This is a genomic window from Pseudomonas marginalis, assembly GCF_900105325.1.
Classification (GTDB): Bacteria; Pseudomonadota; Gammaproteobacteria; order Pseudomonadales; family Pseudomonadaceae; genus Aquipseudomonas; species Aquipseudomonas marginalis.
Genome location: NZ_FNSU01000003.1, coordinates 1,433,773 through 1,458,724 on the forward strand (window position 1 = coordinate 1,433,773; position 24,952 = coordinate 1,458,724).

Genomic DNA, 24,952 nt, shown 5'->3' on the forward strand with positions numbered 1-24,952 from the left:
CACCCCCTGCCATGCATTAAAGTAGGCGCCCCAGGCTGTCGTTTGTTACATGACGCACAGGCTCATCTCTCCAGGAACCGTCATCGATGGAACATCGTGAAGCGCTGCTCGCGCTGCGAACCTTTCTTTCTACGCAGATTCTCGGCCAGGAAAAACTCATCGATCGCCTGCTGATCGCCCTGCTCGCCGACGGCCATATGCTGGTGGAAGGCGCGCCGGGCCTGGCCAAGACCAAGGCGATCAAAGAGCTGGCCGAAGGCATCGAAGCGCAGTTCCATCGTATCCAGTTCACCCCCGACCTGTTGCCCGCCGACATCACCGGCACCGAGATCTATCGCCCGGAAACCGGCAGCTTCGTATTCCAACAAGGGCCGATCTTCCACAACCTGGTACTGGCCGACGAAATCAACCGCGCCCCGGCCAAGGTGCAATCAGCCTTGCTCGAAGCGATGGCCGAGCGCCAGGTCAGCGTGGGGCGCAGCACCTATGACCTGTCGCCGCTGTTCCTGGTGATGGCCACGCAAAAACCCATTGAGCAGGAAGGCACCTACCCGCTGCCCGAAGCCCAACTCGACCGGTTCCTGATGCACGTCAAGATCGGCTTCCCGGACGCAACCGTGGAGCGGCGCATCCTGCAACAAGCCCGTGGCGAAGCCCTCAACGGCGAAACCAAGCCCGAGCGCCGCGTCAGCCAGCAGGCGATCTTTGCCGCGCGCAAGGAAATCCTCGGCCTGTACATGGCCGATGCGGTGGAGGAATACCTGGTGCAACTGGTCATGGCCACGCGCACCCCGGCCAAGTTCGACCCGGAAATGGCCGAATGGATCGCCTACGGCGCCAGCCCCCGTGGCTCCATCGCCCTGGATCGCTGCGCGCGCGCCCATGCCTGGCTGGCCGGTCGCGACTTTGTCAGCCCGGAAGACATCCAGGCGGTGCTGTTCGACGTGCTGCGTCATCGCATCATCCTGTCGTTCGAAGCCGAAGCGGCCGGGATTGACCAGGACCGTGTGGTGCAACGCATTCTCGACGTCGTTGCCGTCGCTTGAAGTCGATGAACGCAAGCGATGGGGTGCGCGTCACGCTCAGCGAGCTGATCGAGATGCGCCACCGTGTGCGCGAAGTGCAGCTGTTTTCCACGCCAAGCCAGCGCAGCCCGCTGATCGGCCTGCACCACTCCAAGCTGCGCGGGCGCGGTGTGGACTTCGACCAGGTGCGCGTGTACCAGGCCGGCGACGACGTGCGTACCATCGACTGGCGCGTCACCGCGCGCACCCAGGAGCCGCACACCAAGCTGTTCCACGAAGAACGCGAACGGCCGATTTTCATCATGGTGGAGCAAAGTTGCCGGCTGTTTTTCGGCTCGGGGCAGATGTTCAAGTCGGTGCTCGCCGCTCAAGCCGCCAGCCTGATCGGCTGGGCCGCGTTAGGGCACAACGACCGCGTCGGCGGGCTGGTGTTCGGCGACAACGAGCACTACGAAATCAAGCCGCGCCGCAGCAAGCAAAGCCTGCTGCAATTGCTCAACCGCCTGGTGCGCGTCAACCAGAGCCTGGACACCGAAAGCCGCCCGGAGGCCGACGCCCTGGGCATGGCCCTGCGCCGTGGCCGCGAAGTGCTGCGTCCCGGCAGCCTGGTAATCGTGATCTGCGACGAACGTGCCCTCACCGAGGGCGCCGAGCAGCAATTGAGCCTGCTGTCACGCCATTGCGACTTGCTGCTGTTGCCGATCTCCGACCCGCTGGACCACGCCCTCCCCGCCGCCGGGCTGCTGCGTTTTGCGCAACGCGGGGCGCAATTGGAACTGGATACGCTGAACTTCGATTTGCGCCAGGCCTACAAGGCCCAGGCCGAAGCGCGCATCGCCCGTTGGGAACTGCTCGCGCAGAAACTGCGGATCCTGCTGATGCCCCTGAGCACCCAGAGCGAAATGGTCGAACAACTGCGCGAATACCTCAACCCGCAACGCCCGGTTAAAAAGCAATGAGCAGCCTCGACCAACTGCAACCGCTGATCGCCCCGCCGCCCATCGGCTTCTGGCCGCCCGCGCCGGGCTGGTGGCTGTTGCTGCTGGTCATCCCGCTGCTGGGTTGGGGGTTGTGGTCGCTGCGCCGCTTCTTGCCGACTCGACGCCCCCTGGCCCGTGCCGAACAGCCGCTGGACCCGCTGCGCATCGCCGCCCTGGCGGAATTGGCGCTGATGCCCAAACCCTACGATGGCGCGCCCGCCGGTGCCTGGCTGCAACAGCTCAATGGCCTGCTCAAGCGCCTGTGCCGCAACGACTATCCCTATAGCCAGAGCCATACCCTCAACGGCCGCAAATGGCTGGCATTCCTCGACAACCGTTGCCCGGCCGCCGGCCTCACGCGCTGGATGGTGCTGGTGGAGGGTGCCTACAAACCCGAATGCAAACTCGACGACAAGGCCATCGCCGGCCTGACCCAAGCGGTCGACACCTGGATCCGCAAACATGTTTGAGTTCGCCTGGCCGTGGATCTTCATCCTGTTGCCCTTGCCGTGGGTGATGCGGTTCATCCTGCCGGCGGCCGACAGCGGCGAGCCCGCCCTTAAAGTCAGCTACCTCGGCGATCTCGAAAGCCTGGCCCGCCGCCGTGCGCGGGTGAACCTGCCGGGCTGGCGCCAACAGGCGCCCTTCGTGGTGCTGTGGCTGCTGCTGCTGAGTGCCGCTGCGCGCCCGGAATGGCTGGGCGAGCCACTGCCGATTGCCGCCAGCGGCCGCGATTTGCTGGTGGCGGTGGACGTGTCCGGCTCCATGGACTTTCCCGACATGCACTGGCAGGACGAAGACGTCAGCCGCCTGAACCTGGTCAAGCACCTGCTCGGCGACTTCCTTGAAGGCCGCGAAGGCGACCGCGTGGGCCTGATCCTGTTCGGCAGCCAGGCCTACCTCCAGGCACCGCTGACCTTTGACCGCCGCACCGTGCGCACCTGGCTGGATGAGGCGCGCATCGGCATCGCCGGCAAGAACACCGCCATTGGCGATGCCATAGGCCTGGCGCTGAAACGCCTGCGTCAGCGGCCTGCGCAAAGCCGCGTGCTGATCCTGGTCACCGATGGCGCCAACAACGCCGGGCAGATCGCGCCCCTGATCGCCGCGCGCCTGGCGGCCGAAGAAGGGGTGAAGATCTACCCCATCGGCATCGGCGCCGACCCTGAGCAAACCGGTTCCCTGGGCATCCTTGGCGTCAACCCGAGCCTGGACCTCGACGAGCCGGCACTCAGGGCGATTGCCGAGGCCACCGGCGGCCAATACTTCCGTGCCCGCGATGGCCAGGAGCTGGAAGCGATCAAGCAGACACTGGACAAGCTCGAGCCCGTCGAACAGCAACCGACCCAGGCACGCCCGGCGCAGGCGCTGTACAGCGGACCGCTGGCCCTGGCGCTGATCCTGAGCATGTTGCTGGTGATCCACGAACGCTGGCCAAACAACGCCCTGCAACGCGGGTTCAACAAACTGTCGAGCAAGGGAATCTTCCTGCAACAGCATCCGCAATGGCGCCAGCGCCTTAAACGCCTGCGTCTACGGAGGCGTCGATGATCGCCCTGTGGCCGCATTGGTTCCGTCCCTGGTGGCTGTTGCTGCTGCCGCTGCTCGGCTGGTTGCTGTGGCAACTGTGGCATCGGCAAAAGCGCGCCGGGCGCTGGCAGATGATCCTGCCGCCGGCCTTTCACGCCGTACTGCTCAGCGGTGGCAGCGGGCGCGAAAGCAAATCGCCGTGGGTGTTGCTGGGCCTCGCCTGGCTGTTGGCGGTGCTGGCGTTGCTGGGTCCCAGCTGGCAACGGGTTGAACAAACCAGCCAGAAACCCTCCGACCCGTTGGTGGTGCTGCTCGAACTGACCCCGGAAATGCTCGCCACCGACAGCCCGCCCAACCGCCTCGAACAGGCACGGCGCAAGCTCTATGACTTGTTGCAGGCGCGCAGCGATGCGCAAACCGCCATCGTCGTGTATGCCGGCAGCGCCCACACCCTGGTGCCGCTGTCGGACGACCTGGCCACCAGCCGCAACCTGCTCGACGCCCTGCGCCCCTCGATCATGCCGGAGTCCGGCCACCGCGCCGACCTGGCGGTGGAGAAAGCCCTGGACCTGCTCAAGCATGGCGGCCTGGGCCAGGGTCGCCTGCTGCTGGTCGGCTCATCGCTGTCCAAACAGGAACGCCAGGGCATTCGCCTGCTGCTGCAGGGCAACCAGGCGCCGAGCCTGTCGATCCTGGGCATCGGCAGCCGTGAAGGTACGCCGGTGACCCAGGAAAGCGGCGAATTCCTCAAGGACGAACAAGGCGCGATCCTGGTACCGCGCCTCGACAGCCCGACACTCAAGGCCTTCGCCAACGAAATGGGCGGCCGCTACCGGGCCGCACGCCTGGACGATAAAGACCTGCGCCAGCTCGGCGTGCTGGACCCGCCCCAAGCCCTGCGCAACGACGGCCAGTTACTGCACCTCGACACCTGGGCCGACCAGGGATACTGGCTGCTGCTGCCGCTGTTGCTGCTGGCCGCCTGCGCCGGGCGGCGCGGCTGGTTGTTCTTTTTACCGCTTCTGCTGTTGGGCGTGCCACAACCCAGCTATGCCTTTGAATTCCAGGATTTGTGGCTGCGGCCGGACCAGCAAGGCCAATACCTGCTCAAGCAGAAACGCCCCGCCGAGGCCGCAGAGCACTTCCAGGATCCGCAGTGGCAAGGCGTCGCCCTGTACGCGGCCGGCAACTATGCCGAGGCCATCAAGCGGTTTGCCGAGGGCAATGACGCCTATTCCCACTACAATCGCGGCAACGCCCTGGCCAGGTCCGGTGAACTCGAAGCGGCCATCGACGCCTACGAACAAGCCCTGGAAGCCCAGCCCGACCTGCAACCGGCACTGAAAAACAAGGCCCTGGTAGAAGCCCTGATCCAGGAACAGACAGAACCCGAGCCGCAAACGCAGGCAAAAAACGAGGATGACGAAACCACCCAACCCGGCCAAACTGCGCAACCGGGCGCCACTGGGCGAAATGCCACAGGTGGCGAGCAGTCGTCCCAGGGCCAGGGCGAAGCCGGCAGCGGCGATACCCAGGCCGGCACCCCGCCGCCAGCCGCTGGCAACGACGTGCCGGGCAGCGAGTTGGGCGATGAGCACACCACCACCCCGCCGCTGCTTGCTGCCGACGCCAACCTCGACGGTGAACACCGCCAGGCCCTGGAACAATGGCTGCAGGAGATCCCGGACAATCCCGGCGAACTGCTGCGACGCAAATTCTGGTACGAACAGCAACAGCATCAGGACAAGACTCGATGAGCCGCCGCACCACCCTTCTGCTTCTGCTCGCGTTGTCGGCAGGCCACGCCCAGGCGGCCAGCCTGGTCGCCAGCGTCGACCGCAACCGTCTCAATTCCGGGGAAACGGTGGAACTGACGGTGGAATCCAGCGATGTCACCCAGTTCGGCAAGCCCGACCTGTCGCCCCTGGATGCGCAATTCGAAGTCAGTGGCACGCGCCAGCTCAACCAACTTACGACGTTGGGTGGCGATAACCATGCGACCACCCGCTGGATCATTACCCTGCTGCCCAAACAGAACGGCACGGTGGTGATTCCGCCGCTGCAAGTGGGTGAGTACACGACCCAGCCGATCAGCCTGCAAGTGCTGGAAACCACCAGCCAGGACACCAACGCCGAACTGGCCCCGGTGTTTGTCGAAGCCAACCTCGACCAGACCAGCGTGTACGTCCAGGCCCAGGCACTGTTGACCGTGCGCGTGTACCACTCGGTGTCGCTGTATGACGACAGCAGCTTGACGCCGTTGCAGATCCCCGATGCCCGTGTCGAACAGTTGGGCGAGTCGCGCACCTATGAAAAGGTCATCAACAGCATCCGCCATGGCGTGATCGAAACCCGCTACGCGATCTACCCGCAGCACAGCGGCACCCTGGAGATTCCCGCGCAGACATTCAGCGCCACGCTGGTGGAGTCGCGTCCGCCCCAGGAAAACACACTGCAGGGCACCAAGCCCGGCAAGCTGATCCATGTGAGTTCGGCGGCGCTGCCACTGGCGGTCAAGCCCAAGCCTGCGCTGTACCCCGTCGATGCCCCCTGGCTGCCGGCCCGCAGCCTCACGCTCACCGAGAGCTGGAACCCGGAGCCGGAACATGTACAAGTCGGCGACTCCCTGACCCGCAGCCTGACCGTCAAGGCCGAGGGCCTGTCCAGCGCCCAACTGCCGGCCCTGCCCAGCACCGACATCAACGGCCTGCGCCGCTACCCGGACCAGCCGGTGCTCGGCAACCAGACCAGTGACCGTGGCCTGATCGGCAGTCGCGAGGACCGTGAGGCCCTGGTGCCCAACCGGGTCGGCGCCCTGGAACTGCCTGCCGTCGAGGTGGTGTGGTGGAACACCCACGAGGACCATCTGGAACGCACCAGCCTGCCGGCCCGCACCCTGCAAGTGGCCAACAACCCCAGCCTGGCGGTGGACACGCCGGCCACCCCAACCATCATCACCGCACCGGACGACAGCCGCCTGTGGCTGTGGCAACTCAGCACCCTGCTCCTGGCCTGCACCACCCTGCTGGGCTTCGGCCTGTGGTGGCGGGCCCGTCGGCAACCGGCGGTACTGCGCGCCACGCAAACCGGCCCGAGCCCGCGCACCCTGCTCGACGACCTCAAGCGTGCCACCCAGGCCAACGACCCCCAGGCCACCCGCCAGGCGCTGGATGCCTGGGCGCGGCAACAGCCGGAAACGTTGGCGGATATGGCGGCACGGTTCGTGCCGTTGTCGGATGCATTGGATGGGCTCAATGGCGCGCTGTACAGCGAAAGCGGTCAATACTGGCTGGGCGAAGAGCTGTGGCGTGCGGTCAAGGCCATCCCCATGGCCGAGCGCGAGCAGGGCCCGGCGACGGACACCACCAGTTTGCCGCCGCTGTATCCCAAATAAGCCCTCCCAGATTTGACTTGTGCTGCCTGGGGGACCTGTATTGTTAAAGGCCAGCAATCCATAGTTCGTTAAAATTGCAGGACGTGCATTTGATCAGCAGCGCCAATAGCCTCGCCGACGGAGCGGCGGGCCGCATCCAGGGTGGACGCCCTCCTTTGAATATTCCCGCGTGGGGCGTGGAAATAATCAATCAAAGGACATCCACCGTCTAAAGGCGTTAAAGCAGGCCTTGCTGATTGGCAGACAATGCCGATGAGCACTCCTGCATCGGCTCCTTATGTGGGTTTTCCGGACTCGAACCACATGACCATGGACCGCGCGTGATCAGCACCAGCCTCAGCCAGTTTTGGATCGCGCTTTTCATTGGTCACACTTTCAAGCCAATCCCTGGGATTCATTGGTGCTTCCTTTGGCTCGCTTTTTTTTTCCGGCGACTGATGATGTACGGGAGGTAAGGTGAACGAGTAAAGAAGGTGATCACCACCGGGATTAATTGCACTCATATTCAATTTATCCTTCAAACAGTTCATAGGTATCCCACCTTCAGGTGGGACCTGTTTTGAGTGCATGTTCATCAGCGGTCAGTTCCAAGCGCGCCTGGTAACAGGGTATTTACAGGTAAACTCTCCAGCTTTATCGCCCTGCTTTGTTTTCGGCGGCCATTCATCCTCTTTTCCTCTACGGAGTTCGCCTTGCGTCTGTTCCACACCTCCGACTGGCACCTGGGCCAAAACCTCCACGGCCAGGAACGCGACTTCGAACACGCCTGCTTCCTCGAGTGGCTGCTGCGCCAGATCGCGGCCCAGCAACCCGATGTGCTGTTGATCGCCGGCGATATCTTCGACACCGTCAACCCGCCGCTCAAGGCCCAGGAGCGTCTGTACGATTTCATCATCAGCGCCCACGAACAAAACCCGACGCTGACCATCGTAATGATCGCCGGCAACCACGACTCCGGCTCGCGCATCGAGCTGCCCGCGCCGTTGATGCGGCGCCTGCGCACCCATGCGCTGGGCCGCGTGCTGTGGCTGGACGACGGCCAGCTGGACGCCGAGCGCCTGCTGATTCCCCTGCCGGATGCCAAGGGCAAGGTCGCCGCGTGGTGCCTGGCGCTGCCGTTCCTGCGCCCGGCGGAAGTCACCGGTGCCCACCTGGGTGATGACTACCTGCAGGGTATCGGCCAGGTACATGAATGGCTGATCGCCGCCGCCAACGCCAAACGCAAAAAAGGCCAGGCGCTGATTGCCATCAGCCATGCGCACATGGCCGGTGGTTCGGTGTCGGAAGACTCCGAGCGCAGCCTGATCATCGGCAACGCCGAGGCGCTGCCGGCCACACTGTTCGACAAGAGTGTGGGCTATGTGGCCCTCGGCCATTTGCACAAGCCGCAAAAGGTCAATGGCGAAGAGCGCATTCGCTACAGCGGCTCACCGATTCCACTGTCGTTTTCCGAAATCGGCTACAAGCACCAGATTCTCGATGTGACGTTCCAGGGCCAATGCCTGGTGAGCGTCGAACCGCTGCTGATTCCCCGCTCGGTCGACCTGCAACGCCTGGAAGCCGCGCCGCTGGCGGATATTCTTAAACAGCTGGCAGAGCTGCCCGATATCGACCTGCTCGCCGAAACCCAGCGCCATCCCTGGCTGGAAGTGCGCGTACTTCTGGACGAGCCCCAGCCCGACCTGCGCCAGCAGATCGAAACCGCCCTACAAAGCAAGGCCGTGCGCCTGGTGCGTATCGCCGCCGAGTACGCGGGTAAACGTGGCAGTGATGCCCATGACGAAGAGCGCTTTATCGAACTCGATCAACTCTCGCCGCAAGAGCTGTTCAGCCGTGCCTGGCAGGACAGCTACGGCAGTGAAGTGGATGAACAGACCTTGAAGGATTTCGCCGTGCTGCTCCAGGAAGTGCAACAGGCAGGTGAACAGCCATGAAGATTCTTGCCATCCGCCTGAAAAACCTCGCCTCCCTGGCCGGGCCGTTCGAGATCGACTTTACTGCCGAGCCCCTGGCCAGTGCCGGGCTGTTCGCGATTACCGGGCCGACCGGCGCCGGTAAAAGCACCCTGCTCGATGCCCTGTGCCTGGCGCTGTTTGGCGCCGTGCCACGCCTGGGCGATACCGGCCAGGCCAAGATGCCGGATGCCGACAGCGATATTTCCATCGGCGATCCACGCACCCTGATCCGGCGTGGCACCGGTGGCGGCTACGCCGAAGTGGACTTTGTCGGTGTCAGCGGCCGTCGCTACCGGGCGCGCTGGGAAGCCAATCGCGCCCGCGACAAGGCCAGCGGCAAATTGCAGAACAGTCGGCAGAGCCTGATCGACCTGGACAGCGACCAACTGCTGGCCAGCCAGAAGACCGAATACAAAACCCAGCTGGAACTGGCCCTGGGCCTGAACTTCGAGCAGTTCACCCGCGCGGTGTTGCTGGCGCAAAGCGAGTTCAGCGCCTTCCTCAAGGCCAACGACAATGAGCGCAGCGAACTGCTGGAAAAGCTCACCGACACCGCGCTGTACACCCAGCTCGGCCGCCGCGCATTCGACAAGGCCAAGGAGGCCAAGGATACGCACAAACACCTGCAGGACCAGGCTACCGGCGTAGTGCCCCTGGCCCCTGAAGCGCGCGCCGAACTGGACCAGCAATTCGACGCGGCCCAGCAGCAGCTCAAGACCCAGCAGGCGCAGCTCAAGCAGTTGGAGTTGCAGCACACCTGGCTCAAGGAACTGCGCGAATGGCAGGACCGCCAGCGCAGTGCCACCGAGCAGCTCCAGCGCGCACAGGCCGATTGGGACAGCCAGGATGCACAGCGCCAAGACCTGAGCCGCCTGGACCAATTGGCGCCGCAGCGGCATCAGTTTGCGCGCCAGGCCGAACTCGACACCTTGCTCACACCGCTGGCTACGCAGATTCAGGCGCACATCGAGCAACAGGCCGAATTGCATACCCGCCAGGCGCAGGCCCAACAGCAGCAGGCATCCGCCCAGGCGGCACTGGCCGAAGCGCTCAAGGCCCAGGGCGATGCGGTGCCGTTGCTGCGCCAGGCCTTTGAAGCACAAAACACCCTTGCCCACCTGACCAGAGACCTGGCCAAGCGCAACGAGGAAAAACAGCAACACGAAGCCGCCTGTGCCGAAGGCCAGACGCTGCTCAAGGGTTTGCAGGACAGACACGCCCACGTTGCCGAGCGCTTGCAACGCCTGGCCGCCGAACTTGAACGCAGCAGCGCCCTCGCCCCGCTCAGCGATGCCTGGAACGCCTACCGCGATCGCTTGCAACAGTTGATGCTGATCGGAAATCGCCTGAAAAAAGGCCAGGCCGAACTGCCACAACTTGAACAGCGTGCTACCAGCGCCGCAGAAAAATTTGCCCAGCAACGCGAAGCCCTCGACCTGCTGTATCAAGAAGCCGGCGCCGAACCCCATGCCGTGGCCGAACAGGTGCAACTGCTGGCCAGCCTGTTGCAGGACAATCGCAAGCAGCAGCGCGCCTTCGAAGACCTGTCACGCCTGTGGGACAGCCAGCAGCAACTGGAGCAGCAAGCCGTTGCCCTCACGCAAAAGCTCGCCGATGCCGCCCAGCAACGCGACCAACTGAACCAGACCGGCCTGCAAACCAAGGCCGAGCTGGCCGTGGCTGAACAGACCCTGACGGTGACCAAGCAACTCTTGGAGCGCCAGCGCCTGGCCCGCAGCGCCAGCGTCGAGGAATTGCGCGAACAATTGCAGGACGGCCAGCCCTGCCCGGTGTGCGGCAGCCATGAACACCCGTACCACCAGCCCGAAGCCCTGCTGCAGAGCCTCGGGCGCCACGACGACAACGAAGAGGCCACGGCGCAGAAAGCGGTCGATACCCTCAAGGAAAAACTCACCGAACTGCGCGGTGAAGTCGGCGGCCTGATCGCCCAGCAGAAAGAATTCCTGCAACAACAGGAACACCTGGTCACCCAACAGCAGGCGCTCCAGCCCAGCCTGGACGCACACCCACTGGCGGCCTCGCTGTTCAATCAGGACGCAGCCAAACGCAGCCATTGGTTGGCCCAGCAACTCAGCCAACTGACCCAAAGCATCACCCAGGACGAACAGCGCCAGGCCGCCCTGCTCAACCTGCAGCAAAACGCCGGGCGCTTGCAGCAACAACTGCAAGCCGCTCAGGACAGTAGCCAGCAGACCCGCCAATTAATGCTGGATCAACAGCGCGAGCTGTCCAACGACCGCGAGCGCCTCGACGAAGAACTCAACGCCTTCGCCAACCTGCTCCCCGCCGACACCCTGGAAGGCTTGCGCAGCGACCCGGCCGCGACCTTTATGCAGTTGGACCAGCAGGTCAGCCAACGCCTTGAACAACTGGGCCATCAGAAGGATGAGTTGGCCGAGCAGCAGGAACGCCAGCAGGCCATCGAGAAAGAGCACACGCACCAGCAGCATCGCCAACAGCAGCTCGAGGCCCTGAACCAGCAATTTACCGAGTTGGCCGCGCAGCGACAGGCCGCCCAGGAAAAACTCGGGGCCTTGCTGGGCGAGCACGCCAGCGCCGAACACTGGCAACAACAACTGGAACAGGCCGTGGTGCAGGCACGCCAGAGCGAGACGGACGCCAACCAGCAGTTGCAGGACATCTGCAACCAACTGATCCAGCTGGCCGCCGACCTCAAGGCCCGGCAGGAGCGCCGGCAATCCCTTGAAGCCGAGCAGCAGGCCCTCCAGACCCGCACCCACGAATGGCGCGCCCTGCACCCAGAGCTGGATGACGAGGGCCTGGCGCGTCTGCTGGCGTTCGATGACACACACATCGCCACGCTGCGCGAGCATCTGCACAGCAGCGAAAAAGCCGTCGAGCAAGCCAAGGTATTGCTGCAGGAACGCGAACAACGCCTCGCCGAACACCAGGCCCTGCACAACGGCAACCTGGACGCCGAACAACTCGACGGCGCCCTGGCTGCGCTCAATCAACACTTGGCCGACGGCGAAAAACACTGCGCCGAACTGCGCGCGCGCCAGTCCGAAGACCAGCGTCGCCAGGACGCCAACAGTGCCCTGGCCGAACAGATCGCCAAGGCCTATGACGAGTGGCAACGCTGGGCACGCCTGAACGCACTGATCGGCTCGGCCACCGGCGATACCTTCCGCAAGATTGCCCAGGCCTACAACCTCGACCTGCTGGTGCACCACGCCAACGTGCAACTGCGCCAACTGGTGCGCCGCTACCGTCTCAAGCGCGGCGGCAGCATGTTGGGCCTGCTGGTGATGGACACGGAAATGGGCGATGAACTGCGCTCGGTGCATTCGTTGTCCGGCGGCGAGACGTTCCTGGTGTCCCTGGCCTTGGCCCTGGGCCTGGCGTCGATGGCGTCCAGCACCTTGAAGATCGAATCGCTGTTTATCGACGAAGGCTTTGGCAGCCTCGACCCCGAGTCCCTGCAATTGGCCATGGACGCCCTCGACGGCTTGCAGGCCCAGGGGCGCAAGGTGGCGGTGATCTCCCACGTACAGGAAATGCACGAGCGCATTCCGGTGCAGATCCAGGTCAAGCGCCAGGGCAATGGCTTGAGCACCCTGGAGGTCAAGTGAGCGAGGCGCTGCTGTATTCGTTCCGGCGCTGCCCCTATGCGATGCGCGCACGCCTGGCGCTGCGCTACTCGGGGGTGGCGGTGCGGATTGTCGAGGTGAGCCTCAAGGCCAAGCCGGCGGAGATGCTGGCACTGTCGCCCAAGGGCACGGTGCCGGTGCTGGTGGCGGATGGCGTGGTGATCGACGAGAGCCTGGCGATCATGCAATGGGCCTTGGCCCGGCATGATCCGGATAACTGGTTATTGCAGGGCGATCCAGCGGTACTTGAGCTGATCGCCGAGAACGATTCAACCTTTAAACATCACTTGAATCGATACAAGTACCCCGAGCGCTATCCCGAGCAGCCGGTGGAACACTATCGAGCCGAAGGCGAGGTGTTCTTGCAGAAGCTCGAGGGGTTGCTGGCCCAGCGCGCCTATCTGCTGGCCGACCACCCTGGCCTGGCGGACATGGCGCTTGCGCCGTTTATACGGCAGTTTGCCCACGTGGACCGCGAATGGTTTGCCGGTACGCCGTACAAAGCGTTGCAACGCTGGTTGGAAGACTTCCTGCAATCGCCCCTGTTTATCGGCGTGATGGCGAAGGCTTAGCCTTCGATCAGACTCAACAACCGCTCGCGAGCGATCTCCGGTTCGCCGTCCGTCAACTGCGCGGATGACAGGATCGGGGTGGAATAAAGGGCGAGGATAAGTGCGGCGAGTCGAAGTGCCATGCTGTCGATTCCATGAAAGAGCGCGTCAATATTTAAGCGTCAATTTAAACACATGGCAATGCGCCATTACCTCATTTTTTTCTTCGACAGCTGCACAAACGCCAAACCACTCGAACGCGCGTTTACGTTCCAGTGGTTTGGCGTCTGCTTGTGTGCAGGGTCAATCAGCGCTCATTGCTGGGTCTTGTGATCCAGGGCGGCGTAGAAGTTGGCGCTCTGTTGCAGGTATTTCTGGGTGTAGGCGCTGGTGCTGGATTTTTTGCCGCTGACTTCCACGCTGGCGGCGGCAGGCAGGGCCACGGTGGCGGAAACGGCGGAGGCGGCGATGATGGAGAAGAGATTCAAGTTCATGTCGGTAACCCTTGTGTTCGTTCGGTTGGGTGGCCGGGGAAGGCCTTGGAACCCAACTTACGCCCGAGGGTTGAACCTTAGAAATGCTTTGAAACAGTAGCCGCTATTAATACAATTAATACTAAGGGTCAGGCCCCGCATGGCGGGGCCTGTGGCTTATTGACGCACCAGGAACTTGAGGTCGCTGGGCGCATCGATCGGCAATTTCTGCACGGTTTTACCCAGCAGGCCGGTCTTGGGGTCACGTTCGACCACCACGATTTCGTTACTCTTCTGGTTGGCGATCAGCAGGAACTTGCCGCTCGGGTCCAGGCTGAACTCTCGCGGGTGATCGCCTTCCACCGAGCGCTGCTGCACCTGCTTGAGGTGCGCAGTGGCCGGGTCGATGCTGAACACCAGGATCTGATTGGCCGTGCCACGATTGCTCACGTAGAGGAACTTGCCATCGCTTGACGCGTGCAGCGCCGCGCCGGCTTTGTCCGACACCGGCTGCCCCGGCGCATAGTCCAGCAACTGGGTCTGTGTGAGCGTACCGTCGTGGTAATCGAACACCGCGACCTGGGCGCTCATCTCGGTGGTCAGCCAGGCATGCTTGCCATCTGCGCTGAACAGCAAGTGACGCGGGCCGCTGCCTGGAGGCAATTGCACCGAGGCCGGGTTGGCCGGGGTCAACGGCAGTTCGTGGTTGGCCTTGGGGTCATAACGGTAGGCAAACACCTTGTCGGCACCCAAGTCCTGCACAAACACGTACTTGCCATCCGGCGACGACACCACCGAGTGCACATGGTTGGACGCCTGGCGCTCGGGGTTCACGCGGCTGGCGGGGTGCCCGCTCAACTGCACGGGCGCCGACAGCTTGCCGGTGGCGTCCACCGGCAGGATCGCCAGGCTGCCGCCCGGATCTTGCAGCACCGAATAGTTGGCGACGAACAGGTAGCGCCCATCAGCGGCGACGCTGGAGTGGGTGGGCTCGTTGCCCAGGCTCTGGACCTGGTTGATCAAGGTCAACTGGTGGCTCTGCGGGTCAATGCTGTAACTGCTCACACGCCCCACTGCGTCTTTCTGCCCTGGGCCGTTTTCGTTGACCACAAACAGGTGTTTCTGATCCTTCGAGACCGTCAGCCACGATGGGTTAGCTGCCTTGGCCGCCAGTACCGGCGCGCCCTGGAATTGGCCGGTGCGGCTGTCGAACTGCACGCGGTAAATGCCTTCGCTGGTACCGGCGGTGTAGCTGCCGACCAACAGCTCGTAGGTGTCAGCCGGTGCGGCGTGTACCGACATCGCACCGACACTGCCGGCCATCAGCAGCGGCCAGAATTTACGCATCATCATCGGCTGGGTCCTCATCGTTATTGTTGCCGGTGAACGCGCTCATGCAGATCAGGCGGTGCTCGCCCGACTCACCGGTCAGGGTCCAACTTTGCAAGGGCTCGTCGAAGGTGGCGGCCTGCACCTGCGCCGTGCTGAAGCTCCAGCGTTTTTCGGCACGGCCGTCCATGGCGGTGATCAGCAGCTTTTCATCAGCGAGCTGGAAGTCGAAGGCGTGCAGCCCGTCGATTTCAAGCATATCGCTGGCTTCAAGGACGGTTTTCAGGTTGTCGGCAGTCATCAGGATCATTCATCAGTTCATAAAGACGCTGATGATAGGCCAATCTCGCGCGCGTTTCCCCTCTTGCGGTAATCGACTACCACCTTTCCCCGCCAACCAGTCGCCATGCTTGGGCCGATACGACACTTCTTCAGCCACGGAATGGAATCTGCTATGCCAACTACGCCCCCCCCCGCTGCCGCCCACACCCCCGACCTTTACCCAACACAGCGACGCCCCGGCCCAGGCGGTCAGCCGTCAGTTCGCCTCGCGCCCGAGCCTGAGAGCGGTGTTCGGGCAAATGCTGCAAAAAGCGATCAAAGAGCAATACCCGCCGCTGGACCTTGACGTGCAGCTTACCCGGCTAGCGGTCCCTAACCTGGTCGGGGGCTGGGACCTTAAGCGCTTGCTGGATGTGGCGCTCGATTACGTGGGCAGCGGTACGCTGTTAGACACGGACACGGTCATCGACGGGCGCCGCTGCTTCCTGACCAACCGAGCGCCCCATCCCCTGACCTATGAGGCCGAAGCGATCAGAGAGCCGGATTTGCAACTGATCAAGGCAAAAATCCTCGACCTGACACCCACCCTGATGACGGTATTCCAGGACGCTCTGACAGATTACTGGAACCAGCCGGGCGACACCGGCCCTATCCGCTGGCAATGGCTGGGCGACCTGTTGGCCACAGGCTTGAGCAGCACCGCCAGCCTGTTACCGACCCAATACCAGCAACAACAAACAGCCCTGCACCACTTGACCGCTTACCCGGACCAAAGAACGCGCCCGACGCCGGTGCAAGGCGGGGTGCATGCCTATTGCCTGGAAACGAGCATCGTCCAGGGCAGCCACACCGCCAACATCATGGAACCCGAATTGCTGGTGGTGCAGGCACAAAACGTCATGCTGTACCGCAGCAACGGCACATTGGAGTTCCATGATTCCCTTGAAGCCTTCACCCAGGCGCGGGGGCGGGACCTGTCGCGCCAGGTGCTGGCCGACAGCGTGACCATCAAACGTTATGAGCCCGATGGCAATAGCTTCGACACCCTCGCGGCCTTGCTGCTTAACCAACAACTGGAAGCGCTCGGCACCGTCGTGCTGCCGGCCAGCGACGGCCTGAACGCCTTGGAACAGCGCATTGCCGACACCACAGACCCCACGCCCTGGTTCATCCAGGCCCCGGCGCCGAGCCCGACCTTTGAGCACACCCTCCAGGCGAACCTTCCCGTGTGGCTGCAAACAGCGACACCCGGTGATCGTTTTGCCTACCGCCAACAGCTGGCTGAATTGGCACGCGTACACCGGCAAACAGCGGGGGCTTCGTTTCTGGATGGCGTCGAGAACCTGCATGACTTCACGCGCAATACCTTGCTCGAACAGATCCACGCCGATCATCCCGAGGTCACGACGATTGATCCGGACGACCTTGAATTGACCTTCCATGTACCCGTCGGCGACCTGGGCAGCGGCTACCTCACGCCCGTGTCCATGAGCCTGACGCAATTGGCGATCAAGAACCTGGCGGCCGCGCCCCAGGGAAGCCTGACCCTGCGCTCCAAATCCGGCGCGACGATACCGGCCTGGATGAACGCCGACTACCTGCTGGGAGAAAAAGGCCTGTTCACCAGCACCCAGGGGCTGATCGCTCGCACCAATATCGGCGAACGCTACCCCACCACCCTCAGGGCCCTGTTGTTGGGCAACGACAGTGAAGCCCAACGCCGTGAAGCGTTGTTCGACCAAGCATTGCGCGTGCGCCTGCCACTGCAGGCCCTGGAGCACAAGATACGGGGCGAGCATGGCATGACCTGGCAAGGCTACCGTTATGTGCAGGCGTTGATGCAGCGCAGCGCCGCGGACCGGGTGGTCGACGACCTGAGCATTGTGATTCACGCCCTGGCCTTCCACCGCACACCGCATTCCAAGCCGGATGTGGTCAACAACATGTTCATTATCGAGGCGTCGGACCGTCAGGTCGGTCCACATATCCTCTACCGGCCGCTGTATCCGGACTCGCTACGCCAGTTTGCGAGCCGTGACGCGCTGTTGGGCGCCATTGCTGAGCCTGGCCCCCTGCAAGACAGTGTGCTCAGTTGGCTACCCGACCACGCCCGGCCGATCTACAGCAACAATGGCTTTGTCAGCCCGCATATCATCCGTTTTGGCCAGGGCGACGACACCGTGCAATGGCCGGCACCGGCACCCGCGCAGTTGGCGGACGATAGCAACGGGGTTGCAGTGCTGGGGTCTCTCGCCCAGTCGTTGGCCGCTGGCAACCTGACCCAATACCTGTACGGCAGCAACGCGCGGGCGCTGGTCGACCTGGCCGACCGTGACGCCGTGTCCAACGCCGAAAGCCGCTGGGCGATTTTGCTGGAGGGTGGCTGGCTGCTGTTCAACGCACTATTGCTGCCGTTGCTGCGCGGCCCCGCCATGGTCGCGGGCTGGATGGTACAACTGGCCGTCAGCCTGCAACATGACCTGGAGGCCTTGCACGGCGATGACCCGGTCGCACGCGAACTGGCCTGGGTCGATGTCCTGCTCAATATCGGCCTGTTACTGATACACAGGGCGTCGGCGCAACATCCATCAATCGAGCCCGCTTTCACCCCAGCCAAACCGCCCGTGTCCAAGGCCTTGAGTACCTTGCTGCGACGACCTCCCACGCCGTCTGCACACGTTGCGCCAAAGATTGAACAAGGCCCGGTTGGCCTGCCGTCCGAGCCGCCTGCGAGTGATCGTACCGAGGTGGACTTCATCCACTCCACCGCGCGTGACGGTTCCCGACGCCGTCTGTTCAACGCGTTGCTCGAGCACCACGTAGCCTGGCCGGTGCCCGCTCCCTCTCCGGTCGAGTTGGGTGCCTTCAAAGGGTTGTACCGCATTGGTCAGCAGTGGCATGCCTCGGTAGCCGGCCTGCTGTTCCAGGTCAGCATCGTTCCCGACGCAGGCGAAGTGTTCATCGTCAATCCACAAAAAAACCTGCACCCAGGCTTTAAGCTCAGCTACGACGGGCAAGGACGCTGGGCCTTGGACCTGGGTCTCAAACTGCGTGGAGGGGGGCCGAAAAACCGACTCAAGGCCAAGTTGGCGCAAATTGAACAGCAACGTGCAGAGGCGTGGCTGAAGGTCACTCGCCTGGAAAGCCAAATCCTTGAACAAATTGACCAAACCGCCCATTTCTTCGACACCGTGACGGCAACCAAGAAACAATTTGAAGTGCGCGACCGCGAGTTGGCCCATGCAATGCAACGCCTGCGCCTGTCCCCTAATGACCCGTCAGCCGTCAGCGCCCACGCCGTTGAGGCGCGTAACAGGACCCGGGCTCGCTTGCACTTTCTCGTGGCCTATGAAAAGTACGCCCCGGTCACCGAGCAGTTACAGCAAAATCGCCGCGCGATAATCGACGCCTACGCGCAGGTCAAGGCGGCCGATGGCAAGTTCGATTATGAGTCCAGTTGCCTTGAACAGTACCAAACCCTGCTGGCGGCGCAGGAGGTGGATGTCAGCTTCCTGGCGTCACTGCACACCGCCACGTTTGTGTCTGATCGGGGCGAGCTGATGAACGACCTGTTGCGGATGGAGCGCGACGAGCCGGCCAATCAGCGGTTGCTCGATATGACTGAAATGCACTTTGCCACCTCCGAGCGCCATGCCGAGTCCCTGATTGCTATCGACATGACGTTGGAAGAGATGGCGAACCGCCTCAAGACCGGGCCGGCAGAGCGCCTGAAGTTCCTCAATGCCATGCCCCATCGGCGCTTCTACAACCGCCTCTGTGCCATTGTCGAGCCGCTCGACCTGCTGGCGGCGTTGAGCATTGATGAGCTGAGGGAGCCAGCCACCGCCCAGGAAGAATACTTTATGGCGCGGCTGGAGACCTTGCACTTCCCTCAGGTCTCCGTAGAGCACTCGTACATCGACCTGTTGACCACCCAAGGCTTCACCTCTGCCGAGCGCAAAGAGGTGTTGGTGAATGTGATCGAGCATTACAGCCGGCGCCTGCAGGCCTACCGCATGCTGATGGAACTGGACTCGACACTGCTGCGTCCGCGCTATATGCCGCTGTTGATCGAGCGCCTGGAAACCCTGCGCGCCGCAGCCGAGACAGACCTGGCGGATGTACTGCGCGAGGATGAATTCCTGCCTGCCCAGTTCGTGCGTTTCAAACCAGCGCAACTGCCATCCCCGACCAAGCGCGTGTTCCGGTCGCGGGACAAAGGAACACTGGTGGGCAACCTGCTGCCCCCCGACGCCGAGATGCCCTTTCCAACCATTGTGGTCAAAAACCCGCTGACCGACGAAATCAGCGCGCGGTTCATGGAGCATCCCCATGAAGGCTGGGTGGAAATCGTCGACGCACCGCCGCAGCGCCCGGCACCCGTGCCACGCCAGCGAGCCCTGGCGACCCTGCGTACGGAAGCTCAGCGGCTGATCGATCAAATCACCGCCCTGGAAAAATCCATCGAGTTTCAGAAACGCAAACTGGCCGACCCGCAGCGCCGTGACGACGTCAACCCACAAGACTGGAATGACATGTTCGGCCACCAAGCCAGGAAAATCGAGGCGATTGCCGATGAAATCCAGGCCCATCACCTGGATAAGCCTGATGTCCCCCAGGCCCTGGAGCGCCTGCGCATGCGTGCAACGGACCTGCGCCGTCAGGGTGAGCAACACTGCATAGAAGGCTACAAGGCCCAGCGTCCGCGCCAGGAAAACATTGATTACCTGCGTCGCCATGCCGCCGTGGATATCGGCCTGGTGCATGGCCCGCAGCGCACTGGCGCGAATGACTATGTCTCGGAGTTTGCCATTCGCGAAAAGAACCGCGTCGACGTGCTGTGGTACGCGCATTTTCACTACAGCAGCGCCGACAGCCCGCGCGGCGACTACACCGCCGCCCACCTCAAACGCCCGGAACACCGGTTCACCACCTTCAAGGACCTGATCGCCAAGGCAGGCCCGGACAGCCACGTGATCGTCAATGACCTCTACAGCCCCATCAACCGGCCGCTGGACCAACAACTGTTCCTCGTCCTGATACCTGAATAAACCCCGCGTGGGGCTGACCGCCCATAAAAAGGATTTTTATGTCGATGCACGCAACACCCACTACTCATGCGCTGACCGCCCAGGCCGTCAGTGCCCAATTTGCCAGTCGCCCCTCCCTGGAGGCGGTGATCCAACCCTTACTCGGCGCAGCCATTGCCGAAACATACCCCGACTTGATCATCGATCTGTCGCGCACACGCCTGGCAACCCCCACCGGGAAAGGTGGCTGGACCCTGGCCCCCTTGATGACGGTTATCCAGCGCTACCTGGCCGAAGGTGGACCACTGGACTTCAACGAAGTCGACCATCTGCCCTACTACCTGTCGGATGTCCCGCCCAAGCGCCTCAAGCTACCCGGCACCGAGACGCCTGGGCCGGACATGAAAGTCATTGAGGCGCTGATCAAGACGCTGCCGCCCACCCTGCCCATTGCCCTGCAAGACGCATTGGCCGAGTACTGGAATGCCCCGTCAGACACAACAGTCAGCCGCTGGCGCTGGCTCAGCGACATGCTCAGGAGCACCTTGCGCGCCAGCACCCTGCGCCAGCCGGAACTGGACGAGGCCGCCTGGCAAACCCTGGACCAACTCATCACCACCCCGGACCGTGCACAACGCCTGGCCAAACACGGCGACCACAGCGTGCTCGCCTATGGGCTTGAGACCACGCTGAGCAGCAATGGCCAGGCCGATCGCCAACTGACCGAACACATGGTGCTGACCCGCGCCATCAACGGCGTGGCGCCGGCCCTTTTGTGTGCGCCGAACGGGCAAGTCGAATCCTTTGCCTCAATGGACGCGCTCTTGCAGGCCTGGGGCGAGCGCCTGGCGGCGCACTACCAGGCCAGCACGATTACCTGTAATCGTTACGAACCCGAAGGCTCCATCTTCGACCACCAGGCGTCGATGATTCTGAACCAGCAACTGACGCGCCTGGGCGCCCTGCAACTGCCACTCGGCCAAGACCTGCAGACGCTGCACACGCTGTACCTGGAAATCACCGACCCAGGGCTGTGCTTTCTCGACGCCCTGCAAGCCCCTGCGCAAACACTCGCCAGCGTGCGTGCGCAGCTACCGCAGAATCTGCGTGGCGCCAGCCCCGCCGACCGTGCCCGCTACCGCCATTACACCTTGGCCCTGGCGGGCCTGAAACAACGCGCACAGGACCCGGCCCTTGCCACCGACATTGAAGACATCCAACGTTTTACCGTTGCGGCCCTACAACGCGAAATGGGCCGTGAAACAGCCGTCGGCAACGGTCCAGACCAGATCCCGACACAGGGGCTTAACCCGGATGATGTGCAGCTGACGTTCGTGGTTGCCGCCGGTTACCCGGGTGGTGCCGGGATTGTCGAGCACGTGCGCATGAGCCTCACGGAGCTGGCCATCAGAAACCTGAGTGGTCGTCCCAGCGGCGAGTTCACCCTCGCCCATCGCCAGGGCACCCCCTTACCGGCGTGGCTGACACCGGCCTACGTTATCGCCCTGGTTGAGCGAGTGGATATCGGCCAGCATTACCCCCATTACCTCAAGGACCAGTTGCTCAGCGATACGGCCAAGGCCCGCGCCCAGGAAACGCTGTTCGCTGAACACCTGTCGGTACAACTGCCGCTATTGGCGCTGGAGTTGAGCCTCAAGCGCGAAGCCGGTGTGACGCCCGTGGGCGCACGCATGGTCGAGTGCCTGATGCAGGCCACCAGCAGCGAGCAGCAACTCGACGGCCGTGCAGTGGTGATTCGTCATCTGGCGCTGCTGCACAGCCCCGCCGCCCAACCGGACGTGGTGAGCAACATGTACATCATTGAGTTCCAGGACGTCAGCAGCGGCCCGCACCTGCTGTTTCGCCCGCTCTATGCCCAACCGTTGCACGAGTACGCCAGCCACGCCGACCTGCTGGCCGCGATCGCCGCACCTGGCGACATGCAAGCCAGCATCCTGACCTGGCTGCCCGACAACACCAGGCCGATCTACGACAACGGAGGTTTTCACGAACCCCATTACCTGCGGTTCGGCCAGGGCGATGAGTTCGCCCCCAGGGAAACGCCGCCGCCGGCGACCCTGGCACTCGATGGTATCAACGAAGAATTGCAGCAGTGCCTGGTCACGGGCAGCCTGATGCAGTACCTGTTCAGCGATAACGCCCGCGCCTTGGTACAACAGGCTGACCGAGCCTCCGTGTCCAACAGTGAAAGTCGCTGGCAGACCTTGCGCGAAGGCGGCGGTTTGCTGTTCTTCAGTGTTATACAGCCCGTGCTGCGCGGCCCGGCAATGCTGATGGGGTGGTTGCTGGCCATCACGACCAGCCTGACGCAAGACATCCAGGCGCTCGGCAGCCAGAACCCCAAGGTCCGTGAACAGGGCAGCATCGACCTGTTGCTGAACGTCGCGCTGTTGCTGCTGGACTTCCCGGCAACGCCCATCACACGGCGCCCGCTGCCGTTGGCGGTCACACCGCCCGCCTCCGCCACCGCGCTGCCACGGCGCAGCGCCGAACAATGGCCGGTGCCTGCGCCGGCCCAGATTCGCCAAGGCACCGTCGCCCTGCCCGGCGAGCTGCCGCAGGGCAACCACACCGCCCTGGATTTCAGCTTTGCCCAGGCCCACCAGCGCCTCACCCACAGCCAGCGCATGCGCTTGCAAACCTTCAGGGTCACACCACCTGCCACGTTGCCGCAGCCGGTGCTCAACGGTCCGCGCAAGGGGCTGTACTTGATCGGCACCACCTGGCATGCACGGGTTGACGGTGAGCTGTTTCAAGTCAGCCTGGGGCACGACGCCAGCGTGGTGATTGTGGATCCCGCCGACCCTGATCGCAGCGGCCCTTACCTAAGGACGCAGACGCCCGGCACGTGGACGATCGATACCCGCCTGCGCCTGCGCGGTGGCATGCCCCTGGGCCGCATTGCCGCCGAACGCCAACGTAAAGCGATGCGTATCAGCCAATTGCAAACCGAGTATGAGCAATTTCTCAAAGGCCAGGCGTCGCTGCAGAGCTCCGCCGATGAAGCTCAAGCGGCCATGGACAAAGCCGACAAGGACCCGACGATCGGAGAAACCCAACGGGCCCGGATCCGAAAACAATTTGACAGTGCGCTGCACAGCCAGACAGCGGAATTTCAGAAGATCCTGGACAGCGCCAAGGAACGGGGCGAAATGGGCATCGCATTACCGCTTACACCGCTCGAACGCATCCTGGAAAATACCGTCAAAAATACGCGCAAGCATGTGGTCGTGGCAGAAAATGACCGGCAAGCCCTCTATCGCGCCAATCAACGCTTTACCCGCGAAGGCCCGGCGTTGTACCTGGCGGTGCTTGGTGAGCCGGCGAGCTACCGGCAGTTTCTCCAGCGGCTGCTGGAGATCAATGAACGCAGCATTCATTGGCTGGAGCTCAAGGACCGCTCCCTGGAACAGCTGTTTGAGCTGAGCCCTGCCGGCGCCGAGAGTGCGACTGGATTGACGGCCGACCGGTCGAACGAAATCAGCGCCCTGGCAGTCAAGGACCTGCACATTCGCTGCTTGAAGCGTTTGATTGTCAAAGACGTTGAACATCCTCTGTTCAATGCCTTGAACACCATCGTCGATCCCTTGCAGGAGCATGTACGCACCCACAGCGAACTCAACAGCCTTGAACTGCCGGGCAGTGACCGCCTGAATGTACTGGAGAGCCTGGTGGAACACTATGGCAGTGCCCTCGACGCCTTGCAGGGCCTTGGCATCCTCGATGCCGAAGTCCTCGACCACACCTACAGCAGCAAACTGTTCACGCTGGTCGAGGCGCTCTACCAGGACGCCAGCCAGCGCCTGGCCAGCGAAATCAAACCGGCGGCACAAGCGCCCAAGCGCTTGCCAAAACGCCCGATGAGCAGCCACGGCGCTGCGCCTAAGCGCGTGATCAAGACCCGCCGCAAAGGCACATTCATCGGTGAACTCAAGCCCATCGGCAACGTGGATATCGTCGAAGTTCGCGCCGAGGGCAGCGACCAGTTGCTGGGGATGTATTCACAAAGCGGTGATGAATGGGTTGAATTCGTCCAGGCGCCGGCCCCACAACCGCCGGCGCCGCCCCGTAGCCTGAGCGTAGTAAAGGGCCAGGCACGCAAACTCCTGGCCATGCTTCAGGACCACTTGAACCGGGGGGAGGCCTATCGAAAAATCTCCAGGCACCCGCAGGAAGTGCAGGAAATTTTGCAGTATGAAGCCGTGCGCTATGACACCTTGGCCACAGAGCTGCACCGTGCCATCGAAGCCCAACCCGAGGCTAGCAGGAGCGCCGCCGACCAAGCGCTGGTGGTGCAACTGCGCGAGGCCTACTCGCGGTTGAACAGCCAAGGCCAGGCGTTACGTTTGCAACTGTGCCTGCAACTGCCGCCCACCCATGCCAACCTCGAATACCTCATCGACCAGCAACAGGCGAACGTTGCGTTGCTGGGCAAACGTATTCAGTTGGGTGGCCCACGTCGTGACTTCATCCAGGAGTACGCGATCAACGACGCGAAAGGCTTTACGCTGTGGTACGCGCACTTTCACTACCCCGGCGCGAATACGCCCAAGGCCGATTACACGGCCGCCCATTTGAAAACCCGTGAGCAACGCCGCGAGAGCTATTACAGCCTGCTGGCCAAGGCGCAAAGTCCCCAGGCCATCGTCAATGTGCATCGAGGCTTGATCGGCAAACAGCTGGCTGAACGCTGGTTCCTGTCCTTCGAGTCGTGAGACCGGCAATAGCCTGTGGCGGCGGCACTTACGCG

The 24,952-nt window shown here is 62.9% G+C and carries 16 protein-coding genes; 11 read left to right on the forward strand and 5 right to left on the reverse strand.

Annotated elements, in window-relative coordinates; all coding sequences use genetic code 11:
- The first annotated feature begins 86 nt into the window (after positions 1-86).
- Genes BLW22_RS15610 through BLW22_RS15635 form a run of 6 tightly spaced genes read left to right on the forward strand, consistent with a single transcriptional unit; the run spans position 87 to position 6,929 of the window.
- Complete coding sequence (locus BLW22_RS15610; RefSeq protein ID WP_074846976.1) at positions 87-1,046, forward strand: AAA family ATPase; 960 nt, start codon at positions 87-89, stop codon at positions 1,044-1,046.
- Positions 1,047-1,051: 5 nt separating this feature from the next.
- Positions 1,052-1,984 carry a DUF58 domain-containing protein gene (locus BLW22_RS15615; RefSeq protein ID WP_027608569.1) on the forward strand — a complete coding sequence of 311 codons (933 nt, stop codon included), beginning with the start codon at positions 1,052-1,054 and terminating at the stop codon, positions 1,982-1,984.
- Complete coding sequence (locus BLW22_RS15620) at positions 1,981-2,475, forward strand: DUF4381 domain-containing protein (RefSeq protein ID WP_065927988.1); 495 nt, start codon at positions 1,981-1,983, stop codon at positions 2,473-2,475. The genes BLW22_RS15615 and BLW22_RS15620 overlap by 4 nt, the downstream gene beginning before the upstream one ends.
- Positions 2,468-3,556: a vWA domain-containing protein gene (locus BLW22_RS15625; RefSeq protein ID WP_074846977.1), complete on the forward strand. Its 1,089-nt coding sequence runs from the start codon at positions 2,468-2,470 to the stop codon at positions 3,554-3,556. Before BLW22_RS15620 ends, BLW22_RS15625 begins: the two co-directional genes overlap by 8 nt.
- Positions 3,553-5,292 (forward strand): tetratricopeptide repeat protein, encoded by a 1,740-nt coding sequence (locus BLW22_RS15630; protein ID WP_074846978.1) that lies wholly within the window; start codon positions 3,553-3,555, stop codon positions 5,290-5,292. The genes BLW22_RS15625 and BLW22_RS15630 overlap by 4 nt, the downstream gene beginning before the upstream one ends.
- Positions 5,289-6,929 carry a BatD family protein gene (locus BLW22_RS15635; protein ID WP_074846979.1) on the forward strand — a complete coding sequence of 547 codons (1,641 nt, stop codon included), beginning with the start codon at positions 5,289-5,291 and terminating at the stop codon, positions 6,927-6,929. The genes BLW22_RS15630 and BLW22_RS15635 overlap by 4 nt, the downstream gene beginning before the upstream one ends.
- Before the next feature lie 275 nt (positions 6,930-7,204).
- On the opposite strand, the gene BLW22_RS34510 is transcribed toward BLW22_RS15635, so the two are convergent.
- Positions 7,205-7,432, reverse strand: coding sequence for a hypothetical protein (locus BLW22_RS34510; protein ID WP_141690808.1), 228 nt, complete (start codon positions 7,430-7,432; stop codon positions 7,205-7,207).
- Between the two features lie 189 nt (positions 7,433-7,621).
- On the opposite strand from BLW22_RS34510, the gene BLW22_RS15640 reads away from it, so the two are divergent.
- The 3 genes from BLW22_RS15640 to BLW22_RS15650 are packed head-to-tail and all read left to right on the forward strand — an operon-like array spanning position 7,622 to position 13,088.
- Entirely contained in the window at positions 7,622-8,863 is a 1,242-nt protein-coding gene (locus BLW22_RS15640) for an exonuclease SbcCD subunit D C-terminal domain-containing protein (protein ID WP_074846980.1), read from the forward strand.
- Positions 8,860-12,498 (forward strand): AAA family ATPase, encoded by a 3,639-nt coding sequence (locus BLW22_RS15645; RefSeq protein WP_074846981.1) that lies wholly within the window; start codon positions 8,860-8,862, stop codon positions 12,496-12,498. Before BLW22_RS15640 ends, BLW22_RS15645 begins: the two co-directional genes overlap by 4 nt.
- On the forward strand, positions 12,495-13,088 hold the full coding sequence (locus BLW22_RS15650; RefSeq protein ID WP_074846982.1) for a glutathione S-transferase: 594 nt from the start codon (positions 12,495-12,497) through the stop codon (positions 13,086-13,088). The genes BLW22_RS15645 and BLW22_RS15650 overlap by 4 nt, the downstream gene beginning before the upstream one ends.
- Here the strand turns inward: BLW22_RS15650 and BLW22_RS35605 are convergent.
- From BLW22_RS35605 to BLW22_RS15665, 4 genes are all read right to left on the reverse strand, one after another.
- Complete coding sequence (locus BLW22_RS35605) at positions 13,085-13,210, reverse strand: hypothetical protein (protein ID WP_268876168.1); 126 nt, start codon at positions 13,208-13,210, stop codon at positions 13,085-13,087. The genes BLW22_RS15650 and BLW22_RS35605 overlap by 4 nt on opposite strands.
- 171 nt (positions 13,211-13,381) lie before the next feature.
- Entirely contained in the window at positions 13,382-13,561 is a 180-nt protein-coding gene (locus BLW22_RS15655) for a hypothetical protein (RefSeq protein ID WP_016980181.1), read from the reverse strand.
- Between the two features lie 156 nt (positions 13,562-13,717).
- Complete coding sequence (locus BLW22_RS15660) at positions 13,718-14,893, reverse strand: lactonase family protein (RefSeq protein WP_065927981.1); 1,176 nt, start codon at positions 14,891-14,893, stop codon at positions 13,718-13,720.
- Entirely contained in the window at positions 14,880-15,170 is a 291-nt protein-coding gene (locus BLW22_RS15665) for a DUF5629 family protein (RefSeq protein ID WP_074848180.1), read from the reverse strand. The genes BLW22_RS15660 and BLW22_RS15665 overlap by 14 nt, the downstream gene beginning before the upstream one ends.
- A 280-nt stretch (positions 15,171-15,450) precedes the next feature.
- Between BLW22_RS15665 and BLW22_RS15670 the strand changes: the two genes are divergently transcribed.
- Both BLW22_RS15670 and BLW22_RS15675 read left to right on the forward strand, forming a co-directional pair.
- Entirely contained in the window at positions 15,451-20,202 is a 4,752-nt protein-coding gene (locus tag BLW22_RS15670; RefSeq protein ID WP_074846983.1) for a dermonecrotic toxin domain-containing protein, read from the forward strand.
- Between the two features lie 44 nt (positions 20,203-20,246).
- Positions 20,247-24,917 carry a dermonecrotic toxin domain-containing protein gene (locus BLW22_RS15675; protein WP_083381374.1) on the forward strand — a complete coding sequence of 1,557 codons (4,671 nt, stop codon included), beginning with the start codon at positions 20,247-20,249 and terminating at the stop codon, positions 24,915-24,917.
- Positions 24,918-24,952 lie beyond the last annotated feature (35 nt).